Genomic DNA, 18,537 nt, shown 5'->3' with positions numbered 1-18,537 from the left:
GCGTGTCATGAGGGCTGACCAACGCGAAATATGACGCCCATGGCTTAGCTGAGCTAATGTGTGGTCATGCTCCTCCATTGTCCGCCACGAGATTGCCATGCACGACTCACCTTCCTCGCCGCCGAGTGTCTTGCCCGTTTCCTTGTCCAGCCCGTTGCCACCCCTGGCCTGGCTGCAGGCCTTCGAGGCGGCGGCACGCCTGATGAGTTTCACGCGGGCGGCCGATGAGCTGAGCGTCACCCAGTCCGCCATCAGTCAGCGTATCCGCCAGCTGGAGGGTCGGCTCGGCCAGCCGCTGTTCGTGCGCCATGCTCGCAGTCTGAATCTGACACCGGCCGGGCAGGCCTGGCTGCCGGCGCTGCAGGATGGCTTCCAGCGTCTGCAGGAGGGCACGCTGGAAGTCTTCGGACCCTCGCGCGCCGCGCCGGTGAGTCTGCGTGCGACGCCGATGAGCCAGCAGGCCTGGTTGTTGCCGCGTCTGGCCAGCTTTCATCGAGATCAACCCGAGATCGCCCTGCGGCTGGTGAGTGCCTTCTGGGCGCGTGATTTCGATGGCGAGGAAGTGGATATCGAACTGCGCTATGGCCAGGGGGACTGGCCGCAGGTCGAGGCGATCAAGGTGGGAGCGGAGCAGGAGCGGATGATCGTCGTGGCAAGCTCGGCACTGAGCGCCCGGTTGAGCACGGCGGCGGATCTGACCGGAATGACGCTGCTGCATGCGGCGGGATTCGCGGTGGGCTGGCGTCGCTGGCTGGTCGCGGCCGGTCAGCTGGGACTGGAGAAGACGACGTCCACCATCAGTTGTGACACCCAGGTCATGACACTGGAAATGGCGCGTCTCGGCATGGGCGTGGCGCTGGTGCATGAAGGCCATTTTCAGCAATGGATGGCCTCCGGCAATGGCGGACTGGAGCAGGCCTTCCCGCTGGCGATTCCTGCCGAGCAGCATTTCTGGCTGGTACGTTCCTCCCAACGTCCCATGCGACCCACGGCCCAGCGTGTCTGGGATTACCTGGTGGAAAAGTCAGCAGTGACCGACTCAGGTACTGCTCTTGATGCATCGGGGAATCGCAATGGCGGGCCCGCCGCGGCACACCCTGATTGATATACCGTTAGCTTGAGCCGGTGGTGGAGGGGGTGAGCGGTCGCTATTCATTGTCCGGATCTTCTTGTCTGCCCGTCTACCTGCCTATCTGCCTGTCTGGCTGTCAGGCGATCAGTCGTGAGCCGTCGGGCAGCGTGGCAATGGCGATTGATGGAAGAAGCGTTCCAGCAGGGCATACAGCTCGGGATAGGCGGCTTCGAGGGTGTCCGGTGCGGTAAAGAAATACTCGCAGCACACGGCGAAGCATTCGGCGGGGTGACTGGCGGCGTAGTCATCGATCGGCGTGGGAATGCCGTGTGCCAGGCGCTCGCTCAGGTCATCCCAGACGGCGGTGAAGGTGGCGTGCCATTCCTGAGCACTGATGTGGCCAGGCAGAGGCGGAAAGCCATCGGCATCGGTGGCGTTGGCCATGTCGAGCTTGTGGGCGAATTCGTGGATGACCACATTGAAGCCGCTCCAGTCACCGCTGGCGGCCAGGTCCTGCTGCGTGACCACCACCGGCCCCTGGTACCAGGTCTCACCGGCACGGGTGTCCTGGAAGACATGCACCACGCCTGCCTCATCCATCTCTTCCACTTCACGGCGGATGGCCTCGAACGGCAGCATGATCTCATGGACGCGAGCGCCGGCATCCTGCCAGCGCTCGGCATGCGCCCAACCATTGAGCAACAGCATCGCCTGAGCCGCCAATGCCAGCGCCTCGACCTCCTCGAGAGGCTCGGCGCTGGTCAGCTTCCAGTCATGCAGTTGCCGGCGGGCGCGGCGCTCGAGACGCGTGAGCGCCTCGGCGTCGAGTCCCTCGAGGATCGGCAGACGCTCGCGGACGGATTGCCACAGGGTGTCCCCCTCCTGGGGCTGGGAAGAGAAGGGGGCTGAGGCGTCGGCATCATGGCCGTGGCGCTCGGATCGCTGCCACAGTCGTTGCCACCAGGGGGGCATCGAGTCAGTCCTGACGACTGCCGGACTTCCAGGACCAGTCGCGCAGGCGCAGGTCGAAGAGGTCCTTGCGACGGTCCTTGAGGTTGGTCACCGAGCCTTCGCTGCGCACGACCTTGAGACGTTCCAGATCAAGATCCGAGAACATGATCATCTCGGTGTTCGGGGTCGTCTCGGCCATCACCGCATCATGCGGGAAGGAGAAGTCAGAGGGCGAGAATACCGCTGACTGGGCGTACTGGATGTCCAGACTCTCGATGGACGGCAGGTTGCCGACACTGCCGCAGACCACCACATAGCACTCGTTCTCGATGGCGCGCGCCTGGGCGCAGTGGCGGACGCGCAGGTAGCTGTTCTTGGTGTCGGTCCAGAACGGCACCATCAGGATGTCCATGTCCTGGTCGGCCAGCAGGCGTGACAGCTCCGGGAATTCCACGTCGTAGCAGATCAGCATGCCGATGCGACCGGCATCGGTCTCGAACACGGCCAGCTCGTCGCCGCCCTTGATGATCCAGTCACGGCGCTCCTGAGGCGTGATGTGCAGCTTGGCCTGACGGTCGATCTCGCCATCGCGGTGACAGAGATAGGTGACGTTGTAGAGCTCGTTGTCATCACCGACCTCCACCATGGACCCGGCCACGATGTTGATGTTGTAGGCCACCGCCATGCGCGAGATTTCCTGCTTGAAGCGCTCGGTGAAGCCGGCGAGGAAGCGGATGCAGCGCACCGGGTCACTCTGGTCTTCCAGCAGGCCGATCAGCGGCGTATTGAACAGCTCCGGGAAGACGGCGAAGTCGCTCTGATAGTCCGAGAGAGCATCGACGTAATATTCCACCTGCTGCAGCACGGATTCGACACAATCGAACTTGCGCATCTGCCACTGGACGGCGCCGACGCGAATCATCGTCTTGCGGCTTTCCAGCACACGCTCGACCGGCTCGAAGAGGATGTTGTTCCACTCGAGCAAGGTGGCATAGCCCTGTGAGCTCTCGTCTTCCGGCAGATACTGGCGCATCAGACGCTTGACCAGAAAACCATTGGCCAGCTGGAAGGACAGGATGGGGTCGTAGATCTCGCGTCGCTCGACCTTGTCAATGTAGTCGGTCGCGGACAGCTCCGCGGCATACTCGTGATACTGGGGAATGCGCCCACCGGCCAGAATCGAGCGCAGATTCATGGAGCGACACAGTTCCTTGCGCGCTTCATACAGGCGGCGGCCGAGACGATAGCCCCGGTAGTTGGGGTCGATCAGGACATCCAGGCCATAGAGCGCATCTCCCTCGGGGTTGTTGAGGATGACTTCGCGCTGGCCGATCAGATCATCGTACTTGTGCGGGTTCGAGAAGGCGTCGTAATCCACCAGCGCCGTCAGCGCGACCCCGACCAGCATCTCGCCGTCCTCGATCACGATCTGACCATCGGGGAATTCCGCGACCAGGCGGTTGATGGTGTGTTCCGGCCAGGCGCCGCCGATGTCGTCGTAGATGCCGTCCATCAGGCGTTTCAGCTGGGGGTAGTCGGATTCCTGCAGGTTGCGCAGGTTAAGGTGCAGGTCTTCGACGGACATCGAGACTCCTTGGGAAATGAGTGATGAGAGCAGGGCGAGACGCGGCGGGTGCGACAGCTTGGATCCATTATTCGCGCTGTCGAGGCCGAGTGTCATCAATATCCTTTGGTCAATGACCGGCGCGTGTCGCGAATCCCTCCTCAATGGGTCCAACCTCGCGCCACTGCAAGGGTGAGCGGGTGGAAGCACGGCGAGCGGCGTATCGGCGGGATATTGAACGAATGCTCATTTTGCTTGCATTTGCGCGGCACAACGTCCAAAACATTGCCATGGGCAAGACGCCCACGGCGACGTCATGCCGAACATCTTGAGCTTGAATGACACCGGAGGATACCTGCATGACCCCAGTACTCTATGAATTGCGAGGTCGTGATGACCGTCTGCGTTTCTCGCCGTTCTGCTGGCGCGCGCGGCTGGCCCTGGCCCACAAGGGCATCGAGGCGGAACTCGTTCCCATGCTGTTCACCGACAAGAGCCCGATCGACTTCTGCGATTCCACCACGGTGCCGGTACTCAAGGATGATTTCGGCGTGTCGATGGACAGCTACGACATCTTCCAGCACCTGGACGAGCATTATCCGGATGCAGGCCATGGCCCGCTGATCGGCGATGCACTGGCAAGGGCGCGCCTGAATTTCGTCAAGGTCTATGCCGAGCAGGTCATGGCCGTCGGTTTCTTCCGCCTGGTGGCGCTGGATCTGGTGCAGGCCATTCACCCGGATGACCGTGAATACTTCCAGAGCGCCCGAGAAGCCCGCTTCGGCATGTCGTTCGAGGAGTTCCACGATGTCGAGATCGCCCGTGGCATTCTCGACAGCGCCTTCAAGCCGTTGCGTGGCCTTCTGGGTAATCAGCCCTTCATGGATGGCGAGTCGCCGGCGGCGGCGGATTACCTGATCTTCGGCTTCTTCATCTGGGCCCACATCGTCTCCGACACCTCGCCCTTCGGCGAGACGGAAGACCCCGCTGATCCGCTGGTGCAGTGGCGCGAGCGCATGATGGATCTCCATGACGGCATGGCACGCAAGTCGCCGCGTGCCAGCGATATCCCGCAGTAAGCCCTCGATCGCGTCAGCGATGCGCTTCCTGATGGCTCGAACGCTTCCAGGCGTTCGGGCCATGTCGTCTTGCCCTCGAAAAGGTGCTCACGATGATTGACCTGTATTACTGGACCACGCCCAACGGCCACAAGATCACGATCTTTCTGGAAGAGGCCGGCCTCGAGTACCGACTCATACCGGTGAACATCAGCAAGGGCGAACAGTTCGCGCCAGCGTTTCTGGCCATCTCGCCCAACAATCGCATGCCGGCGATCGTCGATCATGCGCCGGCCGATGGTGGCGAGCCGATTTCCGTGTTCGAATCCGGCGCGATTCTGGAATATCTGGCCGACAAGACCGGCCAATTCCTGCCGCGCGAGACGCGCCCACGCAATGATGTGCTGCAGTGGCTGCATTGGCAGATGGGCGGCCTGGGGCCGATGCTCGGTCAGGTGCACCACTTCAAGCACTACGCGCCAGAACCGGTGGAGTACGCCATCGAGCGCTATCACAAGGAAGGCGAGCGCCTCTACGGCGTTCTGGAGCGCCAGCTTGCGGGGCGTGACTTCGTGGCGGGGAACGAGTTGAGCATCGCCGACATGGCCATCTGGCCGTGGCTGAAGGCCGAGAAGCAGGAGATCGATCTGGCCCGCTTCCCGGCGGTGGCTGCCTACCGCACTCGCATGGCCGAGCGTGATGGCGTCAGGCGGGCGATGGCGCGCATCGACGACATCAATCCGGCGGCCAATGTGGCGATGGATGAAGAGGCGCGTCGCCATCTGTTTGGCCAGGGCCGCTGAGTCGCGCTGGTACGTGAGGCTTGCGGGGCTAGGGCTGCCCCCAGTCCTTGGGCACATGGCGCCGGATACGATCCAGCAGCGCGCCCAGCTTGCGCGGCGGGTGCCCGAAGGGATAGTGCAGGCTGACCGGAATCGAGGGTCCTTGCCACTCGGGCAGGCAGGCCTCGAACTGGCCGGGATGTGCCACGGAGCGGGTGCGCACGTGGTGGTCCGGCAGCAGGCCGATACCGGCGCCATGCGCGATGTGGTCGGCATGTACCACGACATTGTCGACCGTGAAGCGTGAGGGCGGCAGGCTCACTCGGTACTCGCCCTGTTCCGGATGGTGGAGCACCAGATCGGGATGATGGCGGTCGATCAGGTTGACCCAGTCGTGGGAGGCAAGCTCGCCGGGATGCTGCGGATGGCCATGCTGGCGCAGATAGTCCGGGTGGGCATACAGATGCTGACGCTGGTGGCCCAGCACCTCGTCACGCAGGCCGCTGTCACGGGTCGGACCTTCCCACAGCCACAGCATGACCTGATCATCCTCACGTGTCGGAGGCTGCAGGTTTGAAGTCAGCGTCAGGCGAATGCCCGGATACTCCTCGATGAACTCGGTAAGCAGACGATTGAACCAGCCACGCAGGAAATGCGGGTGGACGCTGATGCTGAGATCACCGCTCACCTCCTCGCGCAGCTCGTCCAGTGCCATCTGCGAGCGCTCGCCCAGCGACAGCATCTGCTGGCAATACTGATGGAACAGCGTGCCGGCCTCGGTGGGAATCAGGCGGTTGGCCTGGCGATGCAGCAGCGGCTGACCAAGCTGATACTCGAGATGACTGATCCGACGGCTGAGCGTGGACTTGGAGATACCGAGGTGTTCGGCGCCGGCGCCCAGGTTGCCATGGCGCATGATGGCATCGAAGGCACTGAGGCCCTGAAATTCGTCAAGTACGGGAGGCATGGATTGGTGGCACCTGAGACTGTCTGCCACTCGGGCAGCCGATGGCATGAAAGAGAGCGTGGAGGCAGAGTGCGCCGCGGATCTGGCGCAAGGGCCAGTGGCGAGTTGCCGATTGGCCAGCATTGTAGCCGATTTGGCGGGGGGAGTGGCATGCATGAAAGTGATTCGCGTTCTCTGCTGGCGGGCGCGTTCAGATAATGGGGCTCACGATTCCAGCTCGTTGACGCCCATCCGCGCCCGAGCGGGATGCATGTGGCGGGTGGGCGCGGCATCATGGCATGCAGCAGTGGCACGCGCTGTCGCTGCGTTTCACTCTTCCAAGGCCCTTTCGCGGCCTGACAAAGGACCTCGTGATGTCACTCGCCACGCGCTTGCGCGCTCACTTTCGCTCATGCCAGGAATCCGCCTGCCTGAGACGCACCTCTCTGACGGCCCGCTCAACACTGCTGATGACGCTGGTGGCGCTGCTGGCGGCACCGGTGCAGGCCGACGAACCCACCCGGATTCGCGTCATGGCCGCCGCCTCGCTGCATGATGCGATGGATGCCATCGAGGCCCGCTACGAGCGCCTCGCCAACGTGGATATCCTGCCGGTCTACGCCTCGTCCTCGACCCTGGCGCGTCAGCTGGCCAATGGTGCTCCAGCCCAGCTGTATCTGTCGGCCAACGAGCGCTGGATGGACTGGCTCGAGCAGCAGCCCGGCGTGGTGGTGACAGGGCGTCATGATCTGCTGGGCAATCGTCTGGCACTGGTAGCCGCCGGGGCAAGTTCTCTGGATGCCGGCGTCAGCAATGCCCGGGACGTGACGGACGTGGCCAAGCGACTGGCCGCGACGGGCGACGCCTCCCGGCTGGCGGTGGGGGACCCGGATCACGTGCCGGCGGGCATCTATGCACGTCAATCGCTGGAATCGCTGGGTCAGTGGCAGGCACTGCGCTCGCATCTGGCCAGTGCCGAGGATGTGCGTGCGGCGCTGGCGCTGGTCGAGCACGGTGAAGCCCCACTGGGCATCGTCTACTCGACGGATGCCTCCGTCAGTCATCGCGTCCATCAGATCGGCCTGCTGCCCGAGAGCAGCCACGACCCCATCCACTATCCTGCCGCCTTGATCACGCGGGGCGGGGATGCGCCCGACGAGGCAGCGGAAACCTTCGCCCACTGGCTGTCCAGCAATGAGGCAGGGGCCATCTTCCATCGCTTCGGGTTCACCACCCTTGGGACCCAGGCTGCACCCGCCACCGCTGACAGCCAGTGAGAGCGCCCCGGCGGCCGGCATGTCCCGGAGGCACGCGGGCCGCTACACTGGAGGTTTTCCGTGGCATCATTGCGGCAATGACGTGGCTGGCAGAGCGAATCATCGAGCGGGCCATGGCGATGCCATGGGCGCGAGTCGTCTCGTGATCGCGCTGCCCTGCGCCACCTGATCTTGTTCGAGGAGAGTGCATGCTGAGCGCACTGGAATGGGAAGCCCTGAGTCTGAGTCTCAAGGTCGCCTGCGTGGCCGTCGGCTTCAGTCTGATTCCCGGCTTCGCCGCGGCCTGGTGGCTGGCGCGACGCGAGTTTCGTGGCAAGGCGCTGGTGGATGGCCTGTTGCATCTGCCACTGGTGCTGCCACCGGTGGTGGTCGGCTATCTGCTGCTGGTCACCTTCGGACGCAACGGCGTCATCGGTCAGTGGCTGGCGAAGATCGATATCGTGCTGCCCTTCACCTGGCAGGGCGCCGCCGTCGCGGCAGCGGTCATGGCCTTCCCGCTGATGGTGCGTGCCATGCGCCTGTCGCTGGAGGCCATTGACCCGGGGCTGGAGGCCGCGGCTCGTACCTTGGGGGCCAACCCGCTGCGGGTGCTGTTCACGGTGACGATGCCGCTGGCGCTGCCCGGTATTCTGACCGGCGGCATGCTGGCCTTCGCGCGCGCGCTGTCGGAATTCGGCGCGACCATCACCTTTGCGGCCAACATCCCCGGCGAGACCCGTACCTTGCCCCTGGCGCTCTATACCCTGATCCAGACGCCGGGCGAGGAGGGCGCGGCCGCGCGTCTGTGTCTGATCGCGGTGGTGATCGCGATGCTCTCGCTGTTGTCTTCCGAATGGCTGGCGCGCCGGGCCCGACTCCGGATGGAGGGGCGTGATGCTTGATTTCCACCTTTGCCGCACGCTGGGCGCCTTCCATCTCGATGCCGAACTCAAGGTGCCGGCACGCGGGGTCACGGCGCTGTTCGGACGTTCCGGCAGCGGCAAGACCAGCATCCTGCGCATGATCGCAGGGCTCGACCGCCCGGATCATGGCCATCTGCGTCTCACGGGCGAGTGTCTGATCGGCGGCGAGCATGATCACTGGGTGCCTGCCCATCGGCGCAATCTGGGCGTGGTCTTCCAGGAGCCTCGTCTGTTTCCGCACTACAGCGTGCGCGGCAATCTCTGCTACGGCATGCCGCTGGCACTGACGCGTGCTCAACGCCAGCGCAACCGTGACCACCTGCACGAGATCGTCGCGCTGCTGGGCATCGAGGACCTGCTGACGCGCATGCCGGGTCAGCTGTCGGGTGGCGAGGCGCGGCGTGTCGCCATCGGGCGCGCCCTGCTGTCACGCCCACGCATGTTGTTGCTGGATGAGCCGTTGACCGGCCTTGATGGCGCCCGCAAGCAGGAACTCCTGCACTACATCAGCCGTCTGGCTCGCGAGATCGAGATTCCGATCCTGTTCGTCAGTCACGATACCCGGGAGCTGTTCGCCGTCGCGGACCGCCTCGCGCTGGTCGACAACGGGCGCATCACCGCCAGCGGCGAGATCGGCGACATGCTGTCACGTCTTGATCTGGCCCCGCAGACCGGGCGTTTCGAAGCCGGCTCACTGCTCAGCGCCGAGGTGCTCTCGCACGATGAGACGCATCAGCTGACCCGTCTGGGGCTCGGGGCGGGATTGAGTCTCAAGCTGGCGCGTCTGGCGATGCCGGTCGGGCGTCGGGTACGCCTGCGACTGCGTGCCCGTGATGTCAGCATCGCGCTGGAAACCCCGCTGAATACCAGCCTGCGCAATACGCTGCCCGCCGTGATTCACGAGATCGAGAGCGAGCGCGGCCACGCCAGTGCGGAACTGGTGCTGGGCATCGCCGGCCAGCGGCTCAGAGCGCGCGTGGACCGGCTGGCCTGCGAGGAGCTGGGGCTCAAGGTCGGCCTTGGCGTCAAGGCATTGATCTCGAGCGTCGCGCTCTCCGGCCCGGACGTGATCAGTCTCGATGTCGGAGACGAGGCCGCGCAGCAGGATGAGGCGGCCGGCACCAGCGAGACGACGTCTCCCTGAGTCTCCCGCGATCCCGCTCCCCTGAGCCCCCTCGGGCCGGGCATTCTGGTAATGTGCCTCGCTCGGTATCCATCGACAAGGAAGACCCTGATGCAGCTGACCCACCTGTGGCGCTACCCCTTGAAGTCAGGCGCCGCCGAGGCACTTGAGAGCACGACTGTCGGCGAGGAAGGCCTGACGCAGGACCGCCGTTTCGTGGTGGTCGCGGCACGCGGCAAGTTCGTCACCGCACGCACGCATCCGCAGATGCAGCGTCTGGCACTGCGCGAGCAGTCGCCGGGCCACTGGCGGCTGTGGCAGCTGGACCGCCCGGCCTGCGGTGAGGTGAGCTTCGCGACCCGTGATGAGGCCGAGCGTCTCGACATCCAGGTGTGGGCAGACCAGTTCAGCGCCCTGAGCGTCAGTGACGAGGCGGATGCCTGGTTGAGCGAGCAGCTCGGCATGCCGGTGCGGCTGTGCTGGCTGGGCGAGCGCTCCGAGCGCTATCGCGAAATCATCCGACAGCGCGTGAGTGCCGCGGACGGCTTCCCGCTGCTGCTGGCCAACGAGGCCTCGCTGGAAGCGCTCAATCGCGAGACGCCGACGGCGGATCACGGCATGAACCAGTTCCGGCCGAATCTCGTGATCAGCGGTGCCGAGGCCTGGGCCGAGGATGGTTGGCAGGAGGTGATGATCGGCGAGGTACGTTTCCGCCTGGTGTCATCCTGCACGCGCTGCGCGATGGTCAATGTCGACCCGGCCACCGGCGAGAAGCGTGGTGACAGGGAGCCGCTGACGACACTGGCGCGGGTGCGCCGTTTCGAGGATGGCCAGGTGCACTTCGGCTACAACCTGGTGGCGGTGGATCCGACACGCCAGCCGCCGCTACGGGTCGGTGATCCTGTCGAGGTCACGGCCTTCAAGTGACGCCTCGCGGCTGAACGCAGACGCCCGTCACCTTCGATGGCGGGCGTCTGCGTTCAGGGGGCGGTTGGCAAGGCTCAGTCCGGCGGCCCGAACAGGGCAGGCTGACCATGTGCCTCACGCCAGACATCCAGCGCTGCCCGGTGCAGCTGACTGTGTCGCCACGCCAGCGCCTCGATATCACGGTCATAGCCGCCGCCGATCACGCAGGCCACGGCCGCGCCCGCCGCGCGACAGCGCCGGATGACATGCCGCTCGCGCCGGTAGAGGCCGCGGTCGCTCAGTTCGAGATGGCCGAGCCTGTCGGCGGCGTGCGGGTCGACCCCGGCATCGAAGATCACGAGTTCCGGCTGCACCCGCGTCAGCACCGCCTCCAGCGTGCGCTCCAGCACCGCCAGATAGTCCTCATCGCCCATGCCTTTCGGCAGGGGTACGTCCAGATCACTCTTCTGCTTGCGGGCCGGGAAGTTGCTCTCGGCATGCAGCGAGAGCGTGAAGACCCGTGGCTCGTCGGCGAAGATCAACGCGGTGCCATCGCCCTGATGGACGTCGAGATCGACGATCAGCACCCGCGTCACGCCATCTTCCAGCGCCTGATGCGCCGCCACGCCGATGTCGTTGAGCAGACAATATCCGCTGGCCGCCTCGGGATGGGCGTGATGGGTACCCCCGGCGGTATTGCAGGCCAGGCCGCGCGTGAGGGCTTCGCGCACGGTGGTCAGCGTGCCGCCCACCGCCAGCACGCTGCGCTCGCGCAGGGCCTCGCTCCACACGAAACCGCTGCGACGCTGGGCCTGATGACTCAAGGTGCCACTGAGAAATTCATGCACGTAGCGGCGGGTGTGCACGCTGAGCAGGTCTTCCTCCTCGGCGGGCTGGGGCATCACCCACTCGACGGCCTGGGCGCAGTCGGCCAACTGGCGGTCCAGCAGCCGTTTGAGCACGCTGAACTTGTCCATCGGAAACGGATGCTTCTCGGGCAGCGCGATGCGATAGCCGGGGTGATGGATCAGCGCCAGTGGCGGGCAGGCAGCCTCAGCGACGTGGGACAAAGTGCACCTCCCGGCCCTCGGTGGTCAGCTGACGAATGGCGATGGGGCGGCCCTTTGCATCGAGATCCACCAGTCCGATGCCGCAGGCATTCAGCAGGCGTTCGCCGTGACTCGCGGCATCGTGACGACGTGGCGTGATGCGCATGTTGCGACGCCGTGTCAGCAGGTTGAGCGGTGAGCGTGGGGCGTACAGCCAGCGATTGAGGCGATCCAGCACGTCAAGCAATCCCACCGGGAAGCGGTTGCGGATGCCGCTGCTGGTGATCTGCCAGATGTGCGGGCTGGAGCGGCGGTGCCTGAGGCGCACATCGTAGGCGAAGGAGTAGTGCACATCGCCGGACAGAATCACGAAATGCTGCGGCGTGCGCGAATGGCGGAAGATGTTGAGCATCACGCTGGCGGCGCCCTGGTGGGCCATCCAGTTCTCGGCGTCCACCATCAGCGGCTTGCCGGCGAAGGTGAACAGCTTCTGGATCGTCTCGATCAACTTGACCCCGAACACGGGAGCCGGAGACACCAGTACCACCGCGTGCTGCTCCACCAGACGTTGCTGGAGTTCACACAGCGCCTCCCAGTCCATCAGACCCGAGGGGTGCGACAGCTTGCGCTCACTGCGCCAGCGGCGAGTGCGGGTGTCCGCCACGATCAGGGCCGGCGTGGTCTCGAGCTGATAGTCCCAGCGCTCGCAGCGCTCGAGCCGAGCGATCAACGCCTCCTGACGCTCGACGTCGAAATGGCCCTCCGGCGCTGTCTCGGTGTCGGCATGCGCATCCGTGAACAGCTCGCTGGCCTGCTCCAGCAGCTCACCGAGCGCCCGAGGTGCGTTGCCCGCGCCCTGACACAGCAGGTAGCCGGTCAGCGCATTGCCGATGATGCGCCGCGAGAAGGGATTGCCGTAGGCGGCTTTTTCCCAGGCGGCACTCAGATTCCAGTCATCGGTGACGTCGTGGTCATCGAAGATCATCAGGCTGGAGACGTTGGCCAGCAGGCGGCGCACCTGACCGAGCCCAGCGCGGAAACGTGCCAGATGGCGTGCCTCGCGGGCATGGCGCTCGCGGGTGGCCTCGTCGTGGCCTTCGAGCGCTGACGGGTCTTCCAGTTCGACCCCGAGGGCCGCCCACGGCACGTCGGACCACACCAGCAGGTACATGGCGACGACTTCCGACAGGCCGATCAGGTGATTGTCAGCCCCGGTGGAGGTGAAGATGGGCTTGCGCTTGGCGCCGAAGAAACTGGCGGCCAGTCCCTCATTGGCTGGCATGTCCGGCAGCAGCTGCGGGCGATGATAGAGGTGCGACGGGTGCTGGCGCAGTTCGCGGCTGTCGGAGACCTCGGCGCCCAGCAAGGTCTCTTCCGGCAGTCCCAGGCGCTCGATCACCTGATCGATGGCCCCCAGCATGGGGCCGGCGACGTCATCGGCGTAGATCTGATCGCCCGTGAACAGCATCACTTCCGGCCATTCCAGCGGTGTGGTGCGCCGCTCACTCAGCCAGTGATCCAGTGCGACCAGACCATCGCCGGCCGGGCCTTCAGGAGCACTGTCACTGGCGTTGGCACAGACGCGTTCGGCCTCCTTGTCACTCAGGCCGTGATGCGGCTTGCGACAGCTGCCATGCGCGATGCGGGTCAGCTTCGCCGGCAGACGGAAACGTGGCAGAGGCTCGCCGGGGTAGCAGATCTCTGGGCCCCACTCGGCGATGCCATGCCAGTCGCCGTCCTGCGGCGCGGCGCTACTGTCAGCGGTGTCCTCGCGCTCGCTCAGTGCCAGCTCGTAGGCGATGGCGCAATCGGCGGGCAGGGGAGACTCGGCATGGGCCTCCAGCAGCATCAGCCAGGCATGGGTGCCCAGAGGGATGGCCAGATGCTCCGTCAGTCGGGCAGGTGGCGTATCTGGGAGCCCCGCGAGCGGTGGGCGGCTCTCGTCTTCCGGCAGTAGCCACACGCGGGCCTGTTGAGGGCGCGAGGTCACCAGCCACAGTACGATGCTGTCTGGCGTGACGCGCCTGAGCATCGGACCCGCGAGGACGCGTGGCAGGAGAGGGGAAGGCTCGGGGGACGCTGGGCAATCAGTCATGAACGAAACGGACTCGACGGGTGAAAATGGGCAGCGCTGCAGATCGCGGCCGGCAGCATGGTGTGGGTCCCCGGTCAGGCGACACGACGCGACGCCGAGCGTTCAGAGCGGGGCCGGATGCAGGCCTTCAAAGGCAGCCGAGTCGTCAGGCACGCCTTGTCGCAGGCTCGCAAAGCACAGGGTGGCTGACGTAGAGTTGTGGCTCTCTGCGGACGTGGCGTTGGCAGGATAGCATGGGACAGCAGGATGAAAGAGTGCATGGCAGGCCGCTTCAAGGCCATCTGGACAGAGGCAGAAAGCACTCTGGTGGCGCCTGACAAGACCGGGAAGACAGCCGTGGCGATTCGCGCATGGCGTGGGGCGCGGCGGGTCTCCTCGCTGTGCCTCGCTCTGTTGGCGGCAGGCCTTGCCCCGTCAGCCTTGGCGGCGCACGCGTCAGTGCCCCCTGCAAGGGAGTCTCACCCGCTCAAGGCCAACGAATGCCTGCCGGCGCCCAAGGGCAAGGTCGTGCTGACCATCAGCGGCGTGGTGACGTGTGGCAATGCCGGCAGTGAGACGTCGCCATTGGCTCGCTTTGACATGCCGATGCTGGAGGCGCTGCCCTCGCGCGTGAATGCCACCCACACGCCATGGACCCAGGGAGTCGTCCGCTTCAGTGGGCCCTTGCTGCGCGAGCTGATCCAGCGGGTGGCGCAGGATGTCTCGACTGTGAGCGTGAAGGCCATCAATGACTTTTCCGCCGATATCCCGATGTCGGATATCACGCGATACGAGGTGTTGCTGGCGACGCGCCGCGATGGCGAGCCGATGCCGGTACGGGATTTCGGTCCCTTGTTCATCCTCTATCCCTTCGATGCCCATCCGGAACTGATGACGGAAGAGATTCGCTTCCGTAGCGTCTGGCAGGTCAACGGGCTGGTGCTGCGATGACGGATGTCGTCAAGTCGCCTTCGGGCGCCGTCGTCCCGGGCATCCTCGTCCTGGGGCCCCCCTTCCTCAGGTACCCTCTGGCTCGCGCTTGAATCGGATCTTCTCGTCTCCCTCGTCCACGTCCGGCCATCCACATGATGGTGAGCCGTCTTCCCCCTCGTCGGTGGCGGGCTCCCCTGCATCACGGGATGAGGTGCCGGGCGGCGAGGCAGACTCGCACGCCATGCATGCCCTGGCCCAGGCGCCACGGACACGCTGGCCGCTGTGGGTCGGCATGGCCATCATCATCGCCTTGCTGCTGGCGGCCGTGGGAGTGGGCGGTGTCATCCTCCACAACCAGGTAAAGCTCGAGAACCGCACTCGCGATGATGCCGTCTGGACGGTCTATCAGCTGGACCGCGAGGCCATCACCCTCACCAACTCCCTCGCGCGCTATGCCCAGGCGCAGGGCGTGAAGCGTGGTGCGGCCTGGCAGGAGGTGCTGGAGGATTTCGAGCTGCTCTACAGCCGGACCTTCATCTTCCGGCGCGGCGACTTCCGTCATCATCTGATGAGCCTGGCCTCGGTGCCCATGCTGGCCGATGAGGTGATGAGCCAGATCGACTACCTCGACATCCGATTGGGCGTATGGCGGGAAGAGGGGGAGTGGCGGAAGGAGGCAAAGTGGCGTGAGGGCAGAGAGTTGCCGGACGCCGCCTCTGTCGCGAGGCTGCAGACGCTGAGCGACGAGATCAGTGACGTCACCCAGACGTTGCTGCTGCGGGTGAGAGCCCAGCTTGCCGAGGAGTCCACCCAGGAACGCCAGCAGCGCGATCGACTCGTGCATTGGATGCTGTTGCTGCTCGGGCTGATGGTACTGACGACCCTGCTGGTCAGTCGCCAGGTCTGGCTGCAGGCGCGTGCGCGGGAGCAGGCCCGCCAGCAGCTGCTGAGCCTGTCCACGGCCCTCAAGCATGAAGCCGAGCGCGCCGAGCAGGCCAGCCGTGCCAAGTCCGAATTCCTCGCCACCATGAGTCATGAGATTCGCACGCCGCTCAACGGTGTCATCGGCATGAGCGAGCTGCTGCTGGCCGAGCCGCTGGACAACAGCGCGCACCGGTATGCCACCAGCTTGCGTGACAGCGGGGAGGTGTTGATGGGGCTGGTGGATGACGTGCTGGACTTCTCGAAGATCGAGGCCGGCAAGTTGACCGTCGAGCGGCGACCCTTCGATCTCCAGCAGGCCGTCGATGGCGTCATCGATCTGTTGCTGCCGCAACTGGACAGTACCCGTGTGGCCTTTGTCGATCATCGCTCGGCCCAGCTGCCACGCTGGGTCATGGGAGACTCCGTTCGCCTGCGTCAGGTGCTGCTCAACCTGTTGTCGAATGCCTTCAAGTTCACCCGGCACGGCAGGATCACCCTGATGGTGCATCCGCTGCCGGCGGGGCGAGTCCGTTTCGAGGTCAATGACACCGGTATCGGCATCAGCGAGATGCAGGCCAAGCGCCTGTTCGAGCCCTTCACCCAGGGGGATGCCTCGATCGCGCGGCGCTTCGGCGGCACCGGACTGGGACTGGCCATCGCACGCCGACTGGTGGAGCTGATGGGGGGGGGGCTGGGCATGAACTCCCGCGAGGGCGAAGGCGCCTGTTTCTGGTGCGAGTTGCCGCTGCCGCTCGCCCCCATGAGCCAGCCGCAGACCGACTCCCACGCGCCTCTGCCGCTCAGCCGTGGAGAGAAGGTGCTGGTGGTGGATGACAACCACATCAATCGTGAAGTGGCGCGCGCCATGCTGTGCAGTCTCGGCTATGCGGTGACGGTGGTCGAGAGCGGTCAGGCGGCGCTGGACTGGTGTACGGAAAACGACGATATCGTGCTGGTGTTGCTGGATCTGCGCATGCCGCGGATGGATGGTTTCGCCGTGGCACGAGGCTTGAGGGCTCTGGAGCGGCGCGACGGACGCACCGCCAGCTTGATCGTGGCGATGACCGCCAATGTGGAGGCCGGTGAACGGGCGCGCTGTCTCGCGGCCGGCATGAATGACTTCCTCTCCAAGCCGATGCGCCGTCACCAGGTCGCCACCATGCTGGCGCGCTGGCAGCTGCGGGACGGTGGCCTGGCCGGCTGGCACCAGGGTGAGGCGGAACCGGACTGGGGTGTCGAGCCGGGGCCTGGCCTTCGCGGCGACATCGGGGGTGAGGCTCAGCGTGATGCTCAAGGGAGAGCATCGCCGGCAGCATGCGCAGAGACGCCAGGCCGCCCAGGGTCGGCGCTGCAAGCCCGTCATCTGGCGAGCCCATCGCTCTCCAGCTTGCGCGATGAGCTGGACATCGCCAGCATCGCCGAGCTCGAGAAGGCCTTCGATGCTCAGCTGACGGAGCAGCATCAACGTCTGACGCGCGCGCTGGCGCAAGGGGATCTGGCGCAGCTCACCCATGAGGCGCATCTGCTCAAGGGCAGTGCCGCAGCGCTGGAGCATGACCTGCTGAGCGACGCCGCGGAGTTGCTTGAACAGCACCTCGCCCGGCAGGCACCGCAGGGACGTATCGAGGCCGCCGTGGATGCGCTGCTGGCGGAAATACGTGAGCATCGTGCCACGGTGGGCGGGCAGGATAGCTGAGCTGGTCGCGGGGCCGGGCCCGACGGCGCGTGAGGCGTCTAGCGGCGACGCAACTCGCGTTCCACCAGGGTCAGGCCCGGCGTGATATCGCTCTGGATGGCGGCGAGCGCCAGGGTGAGGGTGGTATCCGCGATGCGCTGGTGGCACTGGGGCAGCGAATGGATCGGCAACGGCAGGAAGTCGAGCAGGCGATCATCGCCGAAGCTGGCCATCGCCCTGGGGGCGTTGACAGGCGGGCCCTTCGAGAACAGCACGTCCAGCACGCCGTCCATCAAGGTGTAGGAGGCGGTCACGATCGCCTCCGGCATGGGCGAGTGCGCGAGGTATCCGCGCAGTGCCTCGGCACCGGCGGCGCGCTCATAGCGGGCGGCGTGCAGTGTCGTCGCCTCAAGCGGCGTCTGGCTCTGATGGGTCTCGAGCGCCGAGCGCATGCCCTGGGCACGTTCCCGCGATATCTCGAGTTCCGGCAAGGCATCCAGCCACAGCAGGTCTCGTGGTGAATGCTCAAGCACCGCACGGGTCAGCTGGCTGGCGGCATCGGCATTGTTGCTGACCACGCTGGCGAAGTGGCGCGTGTCCAGTGCGCGGTCCACCCCGATCACCGGGAAGCCATCCAGCGTCAGTTCGCGGTAGAAGGGATCATCCGGTGCCAGACAGCTGGCGGTGATCAAGGCATCGACCCTGCGAGCCTTGAGCATGCGGGCCAGTTCGCGCTCCGTGTCGGGGATGTCGTCGGAGCAGACGATGAACAGCTGATAGTCGCGCTCGCGGGCACCGCGTTCCAGCAGCTTGGCGAGGCGTGCGTAACTGGCGTTCTCCAGATCGGGCAGCATGAACCCCAGTGTCCGGCTTTCCCCACGGCGCAGGGCGGCTGCCTGGGCATCGATCCGGTAGTGATGGCGTTGCACCACCGCCATCACGCGCTCGACCGTCTGTGGGCTGATACGTCGTGCCTGTGCCTGCCCATTGACCACATAACTGGCGGTGGTACGTGAAACGCCTGCAAGACGCGCGATTTCTGCCAGGGTCATGCCACTGTCCTTGCTGGAAGAGGGAGAACGGGACCTGCGAGCTCCATGTGCGAGGAATGATGCTCACTTGTGGCCTGAGGTGCAAATCCTCACTGATGACGGTATCCCTCGACCGACCCCTCGCAACCCCGCACCACAGGCGGCTCTACGCCCAATGTCTGGTCACGAAAACCGCTCATCTGCATGGCATTCACTTGATCACGCGCAAGAAAACGGCCAGCATGAATCCATTGAGGTGACACGATTCAG

General features: G+C 65.2%; 15 protein-coding genes. 9 read left to right on the top strand and 6 right to left on the bottom strand.

Features of this window, described 5'->3' with window-relative positions; translation table 11 throughout:
* Positions 1–97 precede the first annotated feature (97 nt).
* Positions 98–1,105, top strand: a complete 1,008-nt coding sequence (locus ACZYGA_RS03530) for a LysR substrate-binding domain-containing protein (RefSeq protein WP_077378334.1) — start codon at positions 98–100, stop codon at positions 1,103–1,105.
* A 111-nt stretch (positions 1,106–1,216) separates the two neighbouring features.
* Here the strand turns inward: ACZYGA_RS03530 and ACZYGA_RS03525 are convergent, their stop codons facing one another.
* Entirely contained in the window at positions 1,217–2,044 is an 828-nt protein-coding gene (locus ACZYGA_RS03525) for a M90 family metallopeptidase (RefSeq protein WP_084207921.1), read from the bottom strand.
* A gap of 4 nt (positions 2,045–2,048) precedes the next feature.
* A complete protein-coding gene (locus ACZYGA_RS03520; protein ID WP_077378340.1) occupies positions 2,049–3,608 on the bottom strand; it encodes a carbon-nitrogen hydrolase family protein in 1,560 nt (519 codons plus the stop codon).
* A 338-nt stretch (positions 3,609–3,946) separates the two neighbouring features.
* On the opposite strand from ACZYGA_RS03520, the gene ACZYGA_RS03515 reads away from it, so the two are divergent.
* Both ACZYGA_RS03515 and ACZYGA_RS03510 read left to right on the top strand, forming a co-directional pair.
* Positions 3,947–4,666 carry a glutathione S-transferase N-terminal domain-containing protein gene (locus ACZYGA_RS03515; RefSeq protein WP_279874340.1) on the top strand — a complete coding sequence of 240 codons (720 nt, stop codon included), beginning with the start codon at positions 3,947–3,949 and terminating at the stop codon, positions 4,664–4,666.
* A 92-nt stretch (positions 4,667–4,758) separates the two neighbouring features.
* Positions 4,759–5,448, top strand: a complete 690-nt coding sequence (locus tag ACZYGA_RS03510; RefSeq protein ID WP_417285795.1) for a glutathione S-transferase N-terminal domain-containing protein — start codon at positions 4,759–4,761, stop codon at positions 5,446–5,448.
* A gap of 28 nt (positions 5,449–5,476) precedes the next feature.
* On the opposite strand, the gene ACZYGA_RS03505 is transcribed toward ACZYGA_RS03510, so the two are convergent.
* The gene (locus tag ACZYGA_RS03505) at positions 5,477–6,394 is read right to left on the bottom strand and encodes a LysR family transcriptional regulator (protein WP_077378346.1); all 918 of its coding nucleotides are present in this window, start codon (positions 6,392–6,394) and stop codon (positions 5,477–5,479) included.
* Positions 6,395–6,747: 353 nt separating this feature from the next.
* Between ACZYGA_RS03505 and modA the strand changes: the two genes are divergently transcribed.
* The 4 genes from modA to ACZYGA_RS03485 all read left to right on the top strand — a co-directional run bounded on the left by modA (position 6,748) and on the right by ACZYGA_RS03485 (position 10,602).
* Positions 6,748–7,650 (top strand): molybdate ABC transporter substrate-binding protein, encoded by a 903-nt coding sequence (gene modA / locus ACZYGA_RS03500; protein WP_240499652.1) that lies wholly within the window; start codon positions 6,748–6,750, stop codon positions 7,648–7,650.
* Positions 7,651–7,838: 188 nt separating this feature from the next.
* The gene (modB, locus tag ACZYGA_RS03495) at positions 7,839–8,531 is read left to right on the top strand and encodes a molybdate ABC transporter permease subunit (protein WP_077378349.1); all 693 of its coding nucleotides are present in this window, start codon (positions 7,839–7,841) and stop codon (positions 8,529–8,531) included.
* Entirely contained in the window at positions 8,524–9,696 is a 1,173-nt protein-coding gene (gene modC / locus ACZYGA_RS03490) for a molybdenum ABC transporter ATP-binding protein (protein WP_271303180.1), read from the top strand. Before modB ends, modC begins: the two co-directional genes overlap by 8 nt.
* Before the next feature lie 90 nt (positions 9,697–9,786).
* The gene (locus tag ACZYGA_RS03485; RefSeq protein WP_240499653.1) at positions 9,787–10,602 is read left to right on the top strand and encodes an MOSC domain-containing protein; all 816 of its coding nucleotides are present in this window, start codon (positions 9,787–9,789) and stop codon (positions 10,600–10,602) included.
* A gap of 74 nt (positions 10,603–10,676) precedes the next feature.
* Here ACZYGA_RS03485 and ACZYGA_RS03480 read toward each other — a convergent pair whose 3' ends face one another.
* Together ACZYGA_RS03480 and ACZYGA_RS03475 are read right to left on the bottom strand one after the other, a co-directional pair.
* Positions 10,677–11,651 carry a histone deacetylase family protein gene (locus ACZYGA_RS03480; protein WP_417285796.1) on the bottom strand — a complete coding sequence of 325 codons (975 nt, stop codon included), beginning with the start codon at positions 11,649–11,651 and terminating at the stop codon, positions 10,677–10,679.
* The gene (locus ACZYGA_RS03475; protein WP_255303155.1) at positions 11,635–13,662 is read right to left on the bottom strand and encodes a metallophosphoesterase family protein; all 2,028 of its coding nucleotides are present in this window, start codon (positions 13,660–13,662) and stop codon (positions 11,635–11,637) included. Before ACZYGA_RS03475 ends, ACZYGA_RS03480 begins: the two co-directional genes overlap by 17 nt.
* A 321-nt stretch (positions 13,663–13,983) precedes the next feature.
* Here ACZYGA_RS03475 and ACZYGA_RS03470 point away from each other — a divergent pair, with 321 nt between their 5' ends.
* Both ACZYGA_RS03470 and ACZYGA_RS03465 read left to right on the top strand, forming a co-directional pair.
* The gene (locus tag ACZYGA_RS03470; RefSeq protein ID WP_255304445.1) at positions 13,984–14,655 is read left to right on the top strand and encodes a putative pterin-binding protein; all 672 of its coding nucleotides are present in this window, start codon (positions 13,984–13,986) and stop codon (positions 14,653–14,655) included.
* A gap of 223 nt (positions 14,656–14,878) precedes the next feature.
* Positions 14,879–17,257, top strand: coding sequence for an ATP-binding protein (locus tag ACZYGA_RS03465; protein ID WP_479398337.1), 2,379 nt, complete (start codon positions 14,879–14,881; stop codon positions 17,255–17,257).
* A gap of 38 nt (positions 17,258–17,295) precedes the next feature.
* Here ACZYGA_RS03465 and cra read toward each other — a convergent pair whose 3' ends face one another.
* The gene (gene cra, locus ACZYGA_RS03460; protein WP_077378370.1) at positions 17,296–18,288 is read right to left on the bottom strand and encodes a catabolite repressor/activator; all 993 of its coding nucleotides are present in this window, start codon (positions 18,286–18,288) and stop codon (positions 17,296–17,298) included.
* Between the last annotated feature and the right edge of the window lie 249 nt (positions 18,289–18,537).

The organism is Cobetia sp. BL01, from assembly GCF_056493605.1.
The sequence above is the reverse complement of the archived record's forward strand: the minus strand, read 5'-3'. Positions and strand labels throughout refer to the sequence as shown.